This is a genomic window from Streptomyces tendae (assembly GCF_014650435.1).
GTDB lineage: Bacteria > Actinomycetota > Actinomycetes > Streptomycetales > Streptomycetaceae > Streptomyces > Streptomyces tendae.
The window spans coordinates 82400-98042 of the sequence record NZ_BMUY01000006.1; the positions used below are offsets into that span (position 1 = coordinate 82400).

Annotated in this window: 11 protein-coding genes; 4 read left to right on the forward strand and 7 right to left on the reverse strand. The window is 73.9% G+C overall.

Annotated elements, in window-relative coordinates; translation table 11 throughout:
* Nucleotides 1-179 precede the first annotated feature (179 nt).
* A complete protein-coding gene (locus IE258_RS17660; protein ID WP_189744579.1) occupies nt 180-1802 on the reverse strand; it encodes an amidase family protein in 1623 nt (540 codons plus the stop codon).
* A gap of 233 nt (nt 1803-2035) precedes the next feature.
* Here IE258_RS17660 and IE258_RS17665 point away from each other — a divergent pair, with 233 nt between their 5' ends.
* Nucleotides 2036-2785 carry a lytic polysaccharide monooxygenase gene (locus IE258_RS17665; RefSeq protein ID WP_189744581.1) on the forward strand — a complete coding sequence of 250 codons (750 nt, stop codon included), beginning with the start codon at nt 2036-2038 and terminating at the stop codon, nt 2783-2785.
* 160 nt (nt 2786-2945) lie between these two features.
* Nucleotides 2946-4409 (forward strand): class I adenylate-forming enzyme family protein, encoded by a 1464-nt coding sequence (locus tag IE258_RS17670; protein WP_189744583.1) that lies wholly within the window; start codon nt 2946-2948, stop codon nt 4407-4409.
* A 308-nt stretch (nt 4410-4717) separates the two neighbouring features.
* Here the strand turns inward: IE258_RS17670 and IE258_RS17675 are convergent, their stop codons facing one another.
* From IE258_RS17675 to IE258_RS17690, 4 genes are read right to left on the reverse strand one after another with little or no spacing between them, the layout of a single operon-like run.
* Complete coding sequence (locus tag IE258_RS17675; protein WP_189744585.1) at nt 4718-5977, reverse strand: cation:proton antiporter; 1260 nt, start codon at nt 5975-5977, stop codon at nt 4718-4720.
* The gene (locus IE258_RS17680; RefSeq protein WP_189744587.1) at nt 5974-7350 is read right to left on the reverse strand and encodes a cytochrome P450; all 1377 of its coding nucleotides are present in this window, start codon (nt 7348-7350) and stop codon (nt 5974-5976) included. Before IE258_RS17680 ends, IE258_RS17675 begins: the two co-directional genes overlap by 4 nt.
* A complete protein-coding gene (locus tag IE258_RS17685; RefSeq protein ID WP_189744589.1) occupies nt 7347-8417 on the reverse strand; it encodes an alpha-hydroxy acid oxidase in 1071 nt (356 codons plus the stop codon). Before IE258_RS17685 ends, IE258_RS17680 begins: the two co-directional genes overlap by 4 nt.
* A complete protein-coding gene (locus tag IE258_RS17690; RefSeq protein WP_189744591.1) occupies nt 8414-9997 on the reverse strand; it encodes an NAD(P)-binding domain-containing protein in 1584 nt (527 codons plus the stop codon). The genes IE258_RS17685 and IE258_RS17690 overlap by 4 nt, the downstream gene beginning before the upstream one ends.
* Nucleotides 9998-10059: 62 nt before the next feature.
* Here IE258_RS17690 and IE258_RS17695 point away from each other — a divergent pair, with 62 nt between their 5' ends.
* Nucleotides 10060-11595: an aromatic amino acid ammonia-lyase gene (locus IE258_RS17695; protein WP_189744593.1), complete on the forward strand. Its 1536-nt coding sequence runs from the start codon at nt 10060-10062 to the stop codon at nt 11593-11595.
* On the opposite strand, the gene IE258_RS17700 is transcribed toward IE258_RS17695, so the two are convergent.
* Nucleotides 11576-12862 carry a sensor histidine kinase gene (locus IE258_RS17700; protein WP_229892173.1) on the reverse strand — a complete coding sequence of 429 codons (1287 nt, stop codon included), beginning with the start codon at nt 12860-12862 and terminating at the stop codon, nt 11576-11578. The two genes, IE258_RS17695 and IE258_RS17700, sit on opposite strands and share 20 nt — an antisense overlap.
* A complete protein-coding gene (locus IE258_RS17705) occupies nt 12859-13539 on the reverse strand; it encodes a response regulator transcription factor (RefSeq protein WP_189744595.1) in 681 nt (226 codons plus the stop codon). Before IE258_RS17705 ends, IE258_RS17700 begins: the two co-directional genes overlap by 4 nt.
* A 268-nt stretch (nt 13540-13807) precedes the next feature.
* On the opposite strand from IE258_RS17705, the gene IE258_RS17710 reads away from it, so the two are divergent.
* Entirely contained in the window at nt 13808-15595 is a 1788-nt protein-coding gene (locus IE258_RS17710) for a glycoside hydrolase family 35 protein (protein ID WP_189744597.1), read from the forward strand.
* Nucleotides 15596-15643 lie beyond the last annotated feature (48 nt).

Genomic DNA, 15643 nt, shown 5'->3' on the forward strand with positions numbered 1-15643 from the left:
GGCGGCATTCATGACGTTTGTCTCGATACGTTGCAGTGGTCGGAGGGACGCGAACGCACGGGGGACCTACGCAGGGTGCAGCCGGAGATCACTGCTCGCGGGCGAGGAGAAGGTCAGCTGCATACCGGCGAGCGACCGCGTCGAGGCGCTGCTCGACGACATGGCGCTCGCCGGTCGGCTCAGCGGGAGGCGCCGGACGGTGTCGAAGGCAGGTACCGGGGCGCCCGCCAGGCGTCCAGCCGGTGCTCCACCGCCGCACCCAGGGACAGCAGTTCGGCGTCCTGGCGGTCGCCGGCCATCAGGAGCAGCCCGACCGGCAGCTCACCGACGAAGCCGGCCGGCACGGACAGCGAGGGGTACCCGGCGACGGCGGCCGGGGTGGAGGACGGGATCACGTCGTTGTCGCCGCGCGCGCAGTCGGTCGTCCAGGCGGGCGGGTTGGCCGGGGAGGCGATGGCGTCCAGGCCGTGTGCGGCCATGACCTCGTCGATGGACCGTCGGGACAGGTCCGTCAACTCCGCGCGCATCGCCCGGTACTCCGGATCGGTGGTGGGCGGCGCGGCCAGCGCCTGCTCGAACAGCTCCTGCCCGGCGAAGCAGGTCTGCTCCCGCGGGTGCGTGCGGTTGAACTCGATCAGCTCGGCCAGGTTCTGCGGCCCTTCGCGGGTGGGGAGGTAGGCGTCGATGTCCCGGTGGAACTCGCTCAGCAGCGCCGGGAACTCGAGTTCGGCCAGCCGCTCCTGGTACGGCATGCTCACCTCGACGACCTCGGCCCCCGCGTCGGTCAGCCGATCGGCCGTGCGGGTCATGAGGGCGTCCACCTCGGCGCCGAGCGAGGGCAGTCGCCACAGGCCGATGCGTTTGCCGCGCAGGCTGCCGGGACGGCCGGCCGAGTCCGTGAGGCTCGCGTCCGTGAGGCTCGGAGCGCCGTCGGGTCGCACGGTGTCACGGTCGCCGAGCACGGAGAGGGTGAGCGCGGCGTCGATCACGTTGCGGGCCATGGGCCCTGCGGTGTCCTGCTCCGCGGAGATCGGTACGACGCCCGACTGGCTGACCACGCCGAGGCTGGGCTTGAGGCCGACCACGCCGTTCATCCCGGCGGGGCACACGATGGAGCCGTCCGTCTCGGTGCCGATCGCCACCTGGGCCAGCGACGCGGCGAGTGCCGCGGCCGAACCGGAGGACGAACCGCAGGGGTTGCGGTCCAGTACGTACGGGTTGTTCGTCTGTCCGCCCACCGCCGACCACCCCGACGTGGGCTTGGCCGCGCGGAAGTTGGCCCACTCGGACAGGTTGGTCTTGCCGAGGATCACCGCGCCGGCCGCCCGCAGCTTCCCGACCAGGTCGGCGTCGCTGTCCGGCGCTTTTCCGGCCAGGGCCAGTGATCCGGCGGTGGTCGGCATGTCGCGGGTGTTCACATTGTCCTTGAGCAGGACGGGGATGCCGTCCAGTGGGCCTCGGGACTTGCCGAGGCGGTGCCGCAGGTCGCTGGCGGCCGCCTGGCGCAGGGCCGTCGGGCTGGTACGCAGCACCGCGTTGATCCTCGGGTCGACGGCCTTGATCCGCCGCAGGTAGGCCAGGGTCAGTCGGAGCGAGGACAGCGACCCGCGGTCCATGCGGGCCTGCAGTTCGGGGATGGTCACCGTGTCGAGGTCGACTCCGCCGACCAGCGTCGACTCGGCGGGTCGCGCCGCGTCGCCGGGTCCGGATTCGGCGGCCCGGGCCCGTTGACCGGGCGCCGCCGCGACGAGGGGGACCACGACCAGGATTGCGGTCAGGGCCGCCAGGCTTCTCTTCTTCATGGCGGACAGCCCACTACAGAGGCCCGTCCGGCACAAGGGGGTCCTCGGCCGGGGCAGTTGGAGCGCGCAACGGGGTGCGGTGGGCGGTGTGCGACCCCTTGACGGGGCCCGGCCCTTCGCTAAGGTCTAGACCTGCGTACGTAGGTCTAGACCTGCGATGCGGGTTGCCTGATCGGCAACGTCGTAAGCCGGGGCAGGCTGAGTCGACGTGGACCGAAGGGAAAAGTGATGTCATGCGCATGAAAAGAAAGCTGGCGGCGGCGGTGGGAGCGCTGGTCGCTCCCGTGGTGGCCCTGAGCCTGCCGGCACCGACGGCGAGCGCCCACGGCTGGGTGGTCTCGCCGGGGAGCCGGCAGGACCAGTGCGCCAACCGCGTGGTGCAGTGCGGCCAGATCAAGTGGGAACCGGCGAGCGTCGAGGGCCCGAAGGGGCTGCGCAACTGCAGTGGCGGGGACGCCCGGTGGGCCGACCTGGACGACGACGCCAAGGGCTGGCGGGTCACCCCGATCGGCACCACGCACACCTTCACCTGGACCATCGAGGCGCGGCACGCCACCAGCAACTGGCAGTACTTCATCGGCGACCAGAAGATCGCCCAGTTCGACGGGCACGGCGCACTGCCGCCCGCCTCGGTCAGCCACCAGTTGGACTTCGGCGGGTTCAGCGGGCGGCAGAAGGTGCTCGCGGTCTGGAACATCGCGGACACCGCCAACGCCTTCTACGCCTGCATCGACGTCAACATCGGTGGCGGGAACGACGGCGGTGGGGACGACGGAGGCGGCGACGACGGTGGCGGGGACGACGGAGGCGGTGACCAGCCGGGCGACTGCGTCGCGGGAGCCTGGAGCGCCGGGAGCGTCTACAACGGCGGGGAAACCGTCTCCCACGACGGCCACACCTGGCGCGCCAAGTGGTGGGTGACCGGCGAGGAGCCCGGCACCGCCGGCGAGTGGGGCGTCTGGGAGGACCTCGGCGCCTGCTGAACCGAGCCCGACCGGCCGGCGCACGCACCCGGAAGGTGCGCGCGCCGGCAAGCGTCGTCGTGGGCGGGCTCGGACCGGTCCGCATCTCAGAGCCTTCTGATACCGCGCCGTTAGCGTCCGGCCGGTGGTGTGCGATCAACCGGTCCCGTGAAGGAGCGCCATGACGGAACAGTTCCCCGGTGCAGTCCTCGATCTCCTCGACACGGCGGGCGACCGCACGGTCTTCGAGCACGACGGCCGGGAGGTGAGTGGGCGTCAACTGCTCGGCATGACACGGCGGGTGGCGAGCGGCCTGCGGCAGCACGGCATCGGGCCGGGCCGGGCCGTCGCCCTGCTGCTCGGCGTCGGTCCCGAGGCGTTCGCCGCCGTCATCGCCGCGTACACGGTCGGAGCCCGCGTCGTCGGGGTACGGCCCGGCATGACGGACGACCAGCAAGGGGCCCTCCTGCGCGAAGCCGAGGTCACGGTCACGGTCACGGACCGGCCCGGCGGACCGGGCGGAGCGGACCTTTGGCCGACGGACGTCGTCCTCCCGCTCGGCGAGCTGCTGGCGGCGCCGGACTACGGTCTGCGGCCCCGCGTCTCGGCCCGCCCGCAGGATGTCGCGCGGCTCATCCACACCAGCGGCAGCACCGGTGTGCCCAAGGCGTGCGCCCAGACGTACGCGGCGATGACGGCGGCCTGGGCGCTGCGGCCCGAGGACTGGCCGCCGGCGGTCCGGGAGCTGGCGGGCAGGCTGGACAGGTTCCTCGTCTTCGGCACCCTGGCCAGCCAGGTGATGCTCGAATACGGCCTGCTCGCACTCGCCTCCGGAGGCGTCCTGGTCTCCGCCGACCCGCCGGACCTCCCCGGGGCCCTCGTGCGCCACCGGGCGACCGCGAGCGTCATCACGGTCGGGCGGCTGAACCGGCTGGTGACGGAGCTGCGTTCCGCTCCGGTCGACCTCGGCGGTCTGCGCGCGCTCATGGTCTCCGGGTCGCCGCTGGAACCGGGCCGGGCGCGTGTCGCCGTGCGGGTGCTGGGCCCGGTCGTCTTCCACGGGTACGGACAGACCGAGACCGGCATGATCTCCATGGCCACGCCCGCCGACCCGCCCGGCTCGCTGGGCGTGCCGCCCGTCGATCTGGAGGTCCGGGACCCCTCCGGCCGCCCCGTCCCGGCCGGTACCGAGGGCGAGATCTTCGTCCGTACGCCGTCGCAGGGCTGCGGGTACTGGGGCCGACCCGGGCTCAGCGACGAGGTGTTCGTGGACGGCTGGGTCCGTACGCGCGACCTCGGGAGCCTCGACGCCCAGGGCAGGCTGTGGCTGTCGGGGCGGACCCGGGACGTGGTCATCGTCGACGCCAACGTGTACTACACCGGCCCCGTCGAGCGGCTGCTCGGCCGGCACCCGGCGGTCACCGAGGCGTACGTCGTCGCCGTGCCCGACGAGGCCACCGGGGAGGCCGTGCACGCCTTCGTCGTCCCCGCGGCCGGTTGCGTGCCCGCGCTCGACGACCTTCGCGCGCTGGTGACGGCGCAGTTGGGCGCGGCGTGCGCGCCGACGCGTCTCACCCTCATCGAGGAGGTGCCGCTCACCGCGGCGGGAAAGCCGGACAAGCGGCGGCTGACGCGGGGGAGTTGAGCCGACGGGCCGGCCCCCTCCCGACGGCGGGGGCCGGGCCTGTCAGCACACCGGGCACCTGTACTGGGCGCCTGCATCGGGCGTCGGCACTGGCTGCCTGGACCAGCCGCCTGGACTGGCTGTCTGCCCGGCCACCGCCTGCACCGGCCCCCGTGCACCGGCCCCCCGTATACCGGCGGCCTGGACCAGCCGCCTGGACCGGCCGCCTGCACTGGCCATCTGCCCGGCCGCCGCCTGCACCGGCCCCCGTGCACCAGCCCCCCCGTATACCGGCCCCCCGTATACGGGCCCCCGTATACCGGCCCCGCTCACGGCCCCACGGTGACAGCCTCCCGCGGGCGAGCCGCGCGCCCCCGGTCCCGTCGGTCCAACAAGGCCAGCAGCGGCGTCGCCATGACGGTCGTCGTGATGGCGACCACCACCAGGGCGCTGAACATCGCCTGCGTCACGATGCCCGCCGCCAGTCCCAGGTTGAGGGCGACCAGCTGCATCAGTCCGCGCGCGTTCATCAGCGCCCCCACCCGCAGCGCGACCGGGTTGGGCTCGCCCGCCAGCCGCGCCGCGAGCCAGCACGCACCGAACTTGCCGACGACCGCCACCACCACGCACCCCGCCGTGAAGAGCAGGACCGGACCCGAACCCAGCAGGGTGAAGTCGGTGTTCAGCCCCGAGTAGGTGAAGAACAGCGGCACGAAGACCGCCCCCACCGGCTGCAGTGTGCGGACCGTGTCGTCGAGCCGCGGCGAGCGGGGGAAGACGACGCCGAGACTGAACGCGCCGAACACCGCGTACAGTCCGATCACGTCGGTGTACCAGGCGATCAGGAACAGCACGCCGACCAGGGCGAGCAGCAGCTGGTCGGCGCCCGTGCGCTCGGCGAGCAGCGCCGTACGGTCGCGCAGCCGCACGCCCACGGCCAGTACCGCGATCAGGCCGAGGCCCCCGGCGACGGCCACGGAGACCTTTCCGGCGCTGCCGCCCGCGATGCGGAAGACCCCGGCGAGCAGGACCCAGGCCGCGGCGTCGTCGACGGCTCCGGCACCCAGGGAAAGGGCGCCGAACCGGGTCTTGGACAGGTTCCGTTCGGCGATGATCCTGGCCAGCATCGGGAACGCCGTCACCGCCAGCGCGACACCGACGAACAGGCCGGACACCGTCAGCGACACGTCCGGGGCGAGCGCACCGGTGCGTTCGCCGACGGCGGCGATGAGCGCCACCCCCAGCACCATGGGCACCACCAGCCCCGCCGCCGACACCAGTCCGGCCGACCGGGCCACCCCCCGGAGCCGGTCGGCGCGGAAGTCCCAGCCGACGTGGAACATGAACGCCACGAGCCCGATCTGTCCCACCACGTAGAGCACCGGCCGCAGTTCCGTGGGAAAGAGGGCGGACTCGACGCCCGGCAGCAGGGCGCCCAGCACCGACGGGCCCAACACCACGCCCGCGAGCATCTCGCCGACGACGGGCGGCTGCCCGACCGTCTGGAGGAGCCGGCTGACGATCCGGCAGACCGCGAGGATCACGACGACCGCGATGAAGAAGGCGGGGCCCAGTTCCGTGGTGCTCATCCGTTGCTCACCTTGCTCTCCTTGTGGTGGGCGACCGGACAGCGTCCGGAGCGCGGTTCCTCGAAGTACCGGCCCGCCAGGCGCAGCCGGCGGGCGTGCAGCACCATGAGCGTGCCGAGCACCAGTTGCCGCACCCCCCGGGTGACGTCCTCCACGGCGTCGCGCAGCCGGACGAACCGGCGCAGGGTCTCCAGCCGGCGCCGCCCCGGGACCAGCCCGCGGGGGATCAGCAGGCAGGGCGCGCGGTGCGGGTTGGAGCGGGTGTGCGAGGCGGTCGAGTCGAGCCGGAAGCGGTGCAGCACCTCGCGCACCGCGACGCGCAGGACGATCGGGGACACCCGCCACGCGGGGCAGGGACGGTTCGCCGCCACCCCGAACGGGATGTACCGGGCCTTCCTGACGGCGGGGTCCGCCCAGCGGTCCGGATCGAACTCGTCGGGCCGTTCGTGGCCCGTGGCCTGGTAGTCGGGGTAGCTGAAGCACACCACGGACCCGGTCGGCAGCACCGTCGTGTCGTCGAGCGGCACCTCGTTGGTGGTGATGCGGTGGGCGATGCCGAACAGCGGGTACAGGCGCAGCGTCTCGTCGATCACCCGCGCCAGGTACCGGTCGTCGTCCGGGTGTTCCGACAGACGGCGCTGCACGCCCGGGTGGCGGGCCAGGGCGAGCAGGACGTGCGCGGTCGCCTCGGACAGCTGGACGACCGCCGTGTTGAAGAACGTCCCTTGCAGATACAGCGCCTGCTCGGCGGGGGTCAGCGAGGCCGGCAGCCGGTGCGGCACCGCTCCGGCGGCGATCCGCTCGCGCAGATACGCCGTCAGCCGTGCCCTTCGCCGCGGGTGCCGCAGCCCGGTGCACTTCAGGGCACTGATCACGTCGTCGGCGTGCGCGGTGATCAGGTCCCGGGCGTGCGGCGGGCACGGCCGTCGGAAGACCAGTTCGTAGGCGAAGGCGGCCCACGCGGGCATCAGCAGGTCGCGCAGCCGCACCAGACTGACGCGGGTGCCGGGCAGTGTGTCCAGGACGTCCGCGACGGCCCGCCCGGCCGCCTCGGCGAGTGCGGCGGAGGAGCCCGCGAGGATGCGCCGCGTCGTCGCGGCGACCTCGTCGTAGCGCTCACCGGGCTCAAGGTGCTCCTGGTGCACCTCGGGACCCGGCGCGAGCCAGTACCAGAACAGGTCGGACAGCCCCGCGCCCGCGCTCCGGCCGTTCGCGGCGGGATGCGCGTACACCCGCTCGAACACCTCCGGGCCGTACGCCGGGTTGGGGAGGGTCACCACCCGGTCGCCGTTGACCTTCTCGAAGACCCGTACGCGCAGCGCCACCACCGTGCGCGGCAGCCACCACGAGGCGGGCCGCCGGGTGCCGCTCACCACGCCGCGTCCCCGCGGACGACCATGTCGGCGCTCAGGTCGGCGTTGCGGCGCCCGCCGCACAGGGCGAGCGTGTGGTCGTACTCGTCGAGCAGCGTCCGCAGCACCTCACGGACGCCCGCCGCCCCCTTGGCCGCCAGCCCCCACAGCACGGGGCGTCCCACGCCGACGGCCGCCGCTCCCAGCGCGAGCGCGACGGCCACGTCACCGCCCCGGCGCACCCCGCCGTCCAGGAGGACCGGCACCGCGCCGGCGACCGCGTCGACGACCGCGGGCAGGCAGTCGAGGGACGCCGCGGCGGTGTCGCACTGGCGGCCCCCGTGGTTGGAGACGATCACGCCCGCCGCGCCGTGCTCCACGGCCAGCCGCGCGTCCGCCGGATGGAGCACCCCCTTGACCCACACGGGCAGCGAGGTCATGCCCACCGTCTCGGCGAAGTCCCGCCAGGACGCCGCCGGGTGCATCGGGATGTCGGTGAGGGTGCCCGGCGGGGCGCCGGGCAGGTCGCGCATGTTCTCCGCGGCACAGCCGGGCGGCAGGTCGTCGAAGCCGTTGCGCAGGTCCCGGGTGCGCCGGCCGAAGCACGGCGAGTCGGCGGTGACGACCAGGGCCGAACAGCCGGCCTCCTCGGCCCGCCGCACCAGCGCCTCGGTGACCTCCCGGCGCGGGTGCGGGTAGAGCAGGAACCACACCGCCGGGTCCGGGGCCGCCTCGCGGGCCGCCGCGACGACGGCCGGCACCGCCGTCGTCGCGGCGACGCCCGTCACCAGGACGGCGCCCTCGGCCGCGGCGGCCCGCGCCACGGCCCGCTCCCCGTCCGGGTGCAGCAGCCGGTGGAACGCGGTCGGCGCGACCACCACCGGCGCCGCCCGCCGGGCGCCCGGCAGGTCGACGGCGGTGTCCCGGCGCGCGGCGCCGCGCAGCACCCGGGGCAGCAGCGCGTACCGGTCGAACGCCCGGCCGTTGGCGGCCAGTGCGCGCTCCTCGCCCGCGCCGCCCGCCACGTAGTCGTAGTGGACGGGGTCGAGCGCCGCGCGCGCCGCGTCGTGCAGTTCGCCGAGGGTCACGGCGCCACCGGTGCCACCGCGTCGCGCCGGGCGGCGAGGAACGTCCGCAGCGGGGCGCGGTGGTACTCCTCGGTGTCCCACTCGTTCTCCAGGTTCGACGCGAGGTGGTGCTCGGCGACGAACGCGCCCTGGCGGTACCAGCGCACGACCGGGTGCAGATAGCGGCCGTCCAGGCCGGAGACGTCGTACTGGGACCCGCGGCCCGCCGTCACGTCGAAGGGGTCGACGAGGTCGTGGTCCTTGCCGTACTCCAGGGTGATCACGGCGTGCGCCTCGACGTCCCCGAAGTCCCCGGCGGCGACGGCGTCCGGCACGTGGGCGACCGGGACCTCCTCGGCGTAGCGCATGGTGCCGTCCGGGGCGAGGGTCAGCAGGTCGCCGAGGACGGCGAACTGCTGCCACAGGGCCGAGGACCGGTTGACCCGGCCGATCACGGCGTCCACGGCCCGCTCCGTGGTGTCGCCCAACTCCGTCGCGGGCCACGGGTCCTGGTGGTGGCGCTGGCGCAGTCCCCGGTGCAGGGCCCGCACCATGTAGCGGAAGCCGTGGATGAAGCCGGTCGTGGCCTTCCGGAAGTCCCGGCCCTGCATCAGCGTCCCGGCGAAGTACAGGCCGGGTACGTTGACCGACTCGCTCAGCGGCGTCAGCTGCGGGAAGCGGCCGTCGACCATCAGGTCCGGTGTGCAGGTCTCGTCGAAGAGCGAGACGTCGCAGCGGAACCCGGTCGCCACGATCACCCGGTCGTAGCGCAGGTCCTTGACCACGTCCTCGTTGCGCTCGAAGGCGAACTGGACCCGGTAGCCGTCCGCGTCCCGCCGGATGTCCAGCACCCGGCCGTCCAGGACCGCGTTCTGGGACTTGAGCTGGTAGCTGTCCAGGAAGTTGTTGTAGACCGCCCGCAGGTGTCCCACGTAGTGCGTCCGCCAGGCCATGCGCAGCGAACCCGATCCGGCCACGTGGATGACCGCCGCGTTCTCCATCAGGTTCTCGGCGGTCTCGAACGCCGAGTTGCCCCGCCCGATGATCAGCACCCGCTGGTCGGTGTAGGCCGCCGGGTCGGTGTCGATGGTGTCGTAGCGCTCGGCCAGTTCGACGCCCGGGATCGACGGCAGGTTCGGCACGGGCATGCCGGTGGCGACCACCAGGTGCCTCGCCCGCCACCGCGTTCCGCCCTGATCGGTGACGGTGAACCCCTCGTCGTCGCGGGTGACGTGCCGTACGGCGGTGTCGTACCGCACCCGCACCCCGGTCCGGTCGGCGAAGTCCGCCAGATAGCGCACCAGATCGTCGGCGGCCGGGAAGTAGCGGGGGCTGTACCGGGTGAACACCAGCTCGGGGTCGTCGCTCAGCAGCGAGTTCCAGTCCATCCGCAGCCGCAGCTCCGGGTCGTCGTAGCCGGTGTGCACCTTGTTGTTCGAGATCAGGTAGCGGTGCCGCGGGAAGCGCGTGAAGAACGCGCCCGGCACGCCGCCGCGCTCCAGGACGACGTAGTCCGCGCCGTCCCGCTCCAGGAAGGAGGCGAGCTGCAGGCCGGCGGGGCCCGCTCCGATGATGAGGTAGTCATGGCAGTCATGGCTCATGCCACGGAAGGTAGCCACGGGATTTCAGAGCGCTCTGAGATCCGCGGCCTACGTTCCCCGGTGTGCTCACTCCCACGGACACCGTCCCGCTCTCCGGCCCCCTGGACGCCGCCGACCTGCGCCGCGCGGCACTCCCGCTCACCGTCGCGGTGGACGAGGCGGCCCGCGCCCGCGTCGAACGAGGGCGCCGCCTCTTCCACGCGCTGCGGCACGGACCCGGCGGCGCGGACCGCCGGATCTACGGCGCCGACACCGGCTTCGGCGCCCTCGTCGGCTACGCCGGCCGCACCGACGACGCCGACCAGTGCGACAACACCCTGGCGCACCTCGGCGCGGGGCAGGGACCGGACCTGGCGCCCCAGATCGTGCGGGCCGCGCTGCTGCTGCGCACCCGCTCCCTCGCCCAGGGGCTCTCGGGGGTGTCGGCCGAGGTGGTCGACCGGCTCGCGGCGATGTTCGCCACCACCTTCGCGCCCGCCGTCCCCCGCTACGGCTCCGTCGGCGCGAGCGGCGACCTCATCCCGCTCGCCTACGCAACCCAGGCCCTGCGCGGCCGGGGCCACGCCTACCTGGACGGCGACCGGATGCCGGCCGGCGAGGCGCTGACCGCCGCCGGACTGCGCCCCCTCGCCCTCGACGGACGCGACGCGCTCGCCCTGGTCAACGGCACCTCCGTCACCACCGCGGCCACGGCGCTGGCCCTCGACGCCGTGCGCGCCGCGCACCGCTCGCTCACCGCGCTCAGCTGCCTGCTGACCGACCTCCTCGGCTGCGACACCGGCTTCCTCGACGCCGACCTGCTGCGGGTCTACGGCCACCCCGGCGCCGTCGACGTGGGCGGCCGGATGCGGCACACCCTGGCGGGCGGCACGCCCTCGGGCACCCGGCCGCTGCAGGAGCCGTACAGCATCCGCTGTGCCCCGCAGCTGCTGGGCGCCGCCGAGGACGCGCTGCGCCACGTCGACGGTGTCGTCGCCGCCGACCTCGGCGGGGTCAGCGACAACCCGCTGTTCTTCCCCGCTCCCGGCACGGGCGCCGGCACCGACGGCGTGGGGGAGGGGAAGGTCGTGCACGGCGGGAACTTCTTCGGGCAGCCCGCCGCGTTCGCCGCCGACCTGCTCGCCTCCGTCACCGCCCAACTCGGCAACCTCGCCGAACGCCAGCTGGACCTCCTGGTGGACCCGGCCCGCAACGGCGGGCTGCCGCCGATGCTCGCCACCGAGCCCGGGGCGCAGCACGGTCTGCAGGGCGTGCAGTTGGCCAGCACCGCGTTCGTGGCGGAGATCCGCCGCGCCGCGACCCCGGCCGGCATGCAGAGCCTGCCGACGAACCTGCACAACCAGGACGTGGTGCCGTTCGGCACGCAGGCCGCCCTGCGCGCCCACGACTCGGCGGAACTGCTCGGCCTGCTGTGCGGGTCGCTCGCCCTCGGCCTGCGCCAGGCCGCCCACGTGGGAGCCCGCCGCCCCACCGCACCCCGGTGCCGGGAACTTTTGGACGCCCTCACCGAGGCGATCCCCCCGGTCGACCCGGACCGCCCGCTGGACTCGGACGTCCGCGTCGCCGCCCGCCTGCTGGTCAGGTACGCCCGGCCTTGACCCGGCGCGGTGCGAGGCGGGGCGTCCGGCCCCGGGGTGGCGGAACGGACACGGACGGGGAGCCGCCCACCGGGAGCCGGATGGTGAACCGGGCGCCGTGCCCGGGGCGTCCGGTCGCGGCGACAGTGCCACCGTGGTGGGTGACGACCTCCCGCAGCAGCGCGAGCCCCAGCCCGTACCGGCCGGTGGATCCGCCCCGGTGGAACCGTTCGAAGAGCCGTTCCGCCTCCGCCGGGTCGAAGCCCTTCCCGGTGTTCGCGACGGTCAGCGTGACCGTCCCGCGGGCCCGGGCCAGGGCGACCTCGACCCGCCCGCCCGGCGGGGTGTGTCCGACGGCGTTGGACAGCAGCTCCCCGACGGCCCGGCGCAGCGCCGACTCGACACCGTCGACGAACAAGGGGTGGCGCGGACCGTCCACGACGACGGTGAGACGGCCGTCGCGGACCCGGTCCGCCTCCTCCGCGACCACCGCACGGGCCAGGGCCACCAGGTCGACCGGCCGGTGGTCCGCCGGCCGCGCCGGGCCCGCCGCGAGACTCGCCGACAGCAGCAGGTCGTCCAGCACCTCGCCGAGCCGGCCGACCGAGCCGACCAGCCGCGTCAGCCCGTCACGGTGCGGGGCGGGCAAGCCCTGGGCCGCCGCCTGCCGCGCCAGCAGCTGCGCCCGCGTGTACACCTGGGTGACCGGGGTGCGCAGTTCATGGCTGGCGTCCGTGACGAACCGGCGCTGCCGGGTGAGTGCCTCGGCCAGCGGGGACACCGCGAGCCGCCCCAGGACCACCCCGGTGGCGGCCGCGGCCAGCAGGCCCACCACCTCCGCGACGCCCAGCGCGAACCACAGGTGCCGGCGGTCGGCCAGCTGGAACCGCAGGTCGAACACCGCCTGCACGACCTTCCCGTCCGCCCTGACCTGGGTACGCACCAGGTACTGGGTGTCGTCGCGCCGCACCGTGCGTTCCACCGCCTCGTGGGTCCGGCGGACCCGCCGCATGTCGCTCTCCACCGGGAAGCCCGCCGGGGCGTTGGCCAGCGGGACCGCGCCGCGCGCGAACAGCCAGGTGCACACCGGCGGACTGGACAGGTCCCCGCGCTCCGCGCCGTAGCGCAGCTCCCGCCACACCTGGTCGCTCTGCGCCCGCGTCATGACGGTGTCGGCGATGCCGCCGACGACGGTGACCAGCAGGGTGATGATCGCGCCGGTCAGTACGGCGACGCGCAGCCGGGCCCGGCTCACGGCCACCCGTTCCCCGGACGCCGACGCGCTCATAACGCCCCCAGGCGGTAGCCAAGTCCGTGCACCGTATGCACCACCTGCCGACCGAGTTTGCGGCGCAGGTAGTAGACGTAGGTGTCGACGATGGAGGAGGCCGGTGCCTCCTGGAACACCAGTCGGCGCAGCTCCGCGCGGGTGTGGACGACGTCGGGGTGCGAGGCGAGCACCCACAGCAGGGCGAACTCGCGCGCGGCGAGCGCGATCCGCTCGCCGTCCGCCGACTCGACCTCGCGCAGGCCGATGTGCAGGCGCCCCGTACCGATCCGCAGGACGTCACTGCCCTCCAGGGAACGCCGGCACAGGGCCCGCAGTCTGGCCCCGAGTTCGTCCAGCTCGAACGGCTTCACCAGATAGTCGTCGGCGCCGGCGTCCAGGCCGTCGACCCGGTCGTGCACGGTGCCCATCGCGGTCAGCATCAGGGCAGGGGTGCGCACCGCGCGGTTCCGCAACCGGCCCAGCAGGTCAAGGCCGTCCAGCACCGGCAGCCGCCGGTCGACGACGAAGACGTCGTACCGGCGGGTGAGACCGAGGTGCAGACCCCGTTGGCCGTCGGTCGCGACATCGACCGCGTAGCCCTCGTCCCGCAGCACGTCGGACAGCATGCCGACCAGTTCCCGGTCGTCCTCGATCAGCAGCAGCCGCCACGGGTCCCGTGCGAGCTCCTGTGTCATGTCCACTCCTCTTCAGCCCCGCATCGGCCTCAACGCCCTTGTGGCACAAGGAAGTTCCCGGCACGGGTGAGGGGTGGCGGGCGCGTGAACAGGAGGTGACCGCTGGGCCGGGCGCGGTTCCGTGCCCGGCTTTCGAGCTCCTCGATGCCGTGGTCGAACTCGGCATCAGAGCGGTTGGCAGCGATTGGCATCGATAACATGATCTGCCATAGTCGCAGCTACCGATGGCCGGTCCCGGTTTCCGCGCCATCGCCGTCAAGGAGGCACTGTGCAGCGATCCGCCCTCACGTACGCCGACGGCACGCTCCGGCGCGACGGGCAACCGCACCGCCTCCTGTCGGGCTCGCTGCACTACTTCCGGGTCCACCCCGAGCAGTGGGCCGACCGGCTCCGACGGCTGGCCGCCCTCGGACTGAACACGGTCGACACCTACGTCCCGTGGAACTTCCACGAAGCCGCCGAGGGCGACGTCCGCTTCGACGGCCCGCGCGACCTGGCCCGCTTCCTCCGGCTCGCCCAGGACGAGGGGCTGGACGTCGTCGTCCGCCCGGGCCCGTACATCTGCGCCGAGTGGGACAACGGCGGCCTGCCCGCCTGGCTGACCGGCACCCCAGGCATGCGGCTGCGTACGTCCCACGGGCCCTTCCTCGACGCGGTCGACCGGTGGTTCGACGAGCTGATCCCCCGGGTCGCAGAGCTCCAGGCCGGCCGGAGCGGACCGGTCGTGGCCGTGCAGATCGAGAACGAGTACGGCAGCTACGGCGACGACCACTCCTACGTGCGCCACATCCGCGACGCCCTCGTCACCCGGGGCATCACCGAACTGCTCTACACCGCGGACGGACCGACCCCGCTGATGCAGGACGGCGGAGCCCTGCCCGGCGAACTGGCGGCGGCGACCTTCGGCTCCCGTCCCGCCGAGGCCGCGGCGCTGCTGCGCTCGCGCCGGTCCGGGGAGCCCTTCTTCTGCGCCGAGTTCTGGAACGGCTGGTTCGACCACTGGGGGGAGAAGCACCACGTCCGGTCGGCGGCGAACGCGGCCGACGACCTCGGCGGCATCCTCGACGAGGGCGGCTCCGTGAGCCTCTACATGGCGCACGGCGGCACCAACTTCGGGCTGTGGGCGGGCGCCAACCACGACGGCGGCGCCATCCGGCCGACCGTCACCAGCTACGACTCGGACGCCCCCGTCGCCGAGAACGGCGCCCTGACCCCGAAGTTCTTCGCCCTGCGGGACAGGCTGACCGCGCTCGACGGCGCCGCACCCCGGCGCCTGCTGCCCCCCGACCCGCCGCTGCTGGCCCCCCGTGACCTGCCGGTCACCCGGCGGGCCGCGCTGCTCGACGCGCTGCGCGCGGTGGCCGAACCGGTGACCGCCCCGCTGCCGCTGAGCTTCGAGGAACTCTCCCTGGCGTCCGGCCTGGTGCTCTACGAGGCCGCACCGCTGCTGCCCCCGGGGGATCACGAGGTCACCGTCACGGGTCTGCACGACCGCGCCCAGGTGTTCGTCGACGACGCTCCCGTCGCCGTACTGGACCGCGAGAGCGCCTCGTTCACCGTCTCCGGTTCCGGAGCGCCGGTCCGGCTGGCGCTGCTGGTGGAGAACCAGGGGCGGATCAACTACGGCCCGCTGCTCGGCCAGGGCAAGGGCATCCTCGGCGGCGTCCGGGTGGAGCGGCGCCTGGTGCACGGCTGGACGATGCGTCCGCTGCCGCTGGACACCTGGACGCCGAGGGACACGGCACGCGCAGCGGCGGCGGCCCCCTCGGACAGCCGGGCGGGGTTCGCCACCGCGGTCCTGTCCGTGGCCGAGCCCGCGGACACCTTCGTCGCGCTGCCCGGGTTCGGCAAGGGGTTCCTGTGGGTCAACGGCTTCCTGCTGGGCCGCTACTGGGAGATCGGACCGCAGACCACGCTCTACCTGCCCGGCCCGCTCCTGCGCCCCGGCGACAACACCCTGACCGTGCTGGAACTGGAACGCCTCGGCGACCGGATCGCCCTGCACGACCGCCCCGACCTCGGGCCGTCCCAGGAGTACGTCGAGACCTTCGACTGACGCCCCGGGCGGACGGCGGCCGGGTGCGGCCCGCCTCCGGAGAGGGGC

Excerpts from the sequence above, each read along its gene's own strand:
- IE258_RS17660 (WP_189744579.1), bottom strand. The coding sequence starts at position 1,802 with ATGAAGAAGAGAAGCCTGGCGGCCCTGACCGCAATCCTGGTCGTGGTC.
- IE258_RS17665 (WP_189744581.1), top strand. The coding sequence starts at position 2,036 with ATGCGCATGAAAAGAAAGCTGGCGGCGGCGGTGGGAGCGCTGGTCGCT.
- IE258_RS17670 (WP_189744583.1), top strand. The coding sequence starts at position 2,946 with ATGACGGAACAGTTCCCCGGTGCAGTCCTCGATCTCCTCGACACGGCG.
- IE258_RS17675 (WP_189744585.1), bottom strand. The coding sequence starts at position 5,977 with ATGAGCACCACGGAACTGGGCCCCGCCTTCTTCATCGCGGTCGTCGTG.
- IE258_RS17690 (WP_189744591.1), bottom strand. The coding sequence starts at position 9,997 with ATGAGCCATGACTGCCATGACTACCTCATCATCGGAGCGGGCCCCGCC.
- IE258_RS17700 (WP_229892173.1), bottom strand. The coding sequence starts at position 12,862 with ATGAGCGCGTCGGCGTCCGGGGAACGGGTGGCCGTGAGCCGGGCCCGG.
- IE258_RS17705 (WP_189744595.1), bottom strand. The coding sequence starts at position 13,539 with ATGACACAGGAGCTCGCACGGGACCCGTGGCGGCTGCTGCTGATCGAG.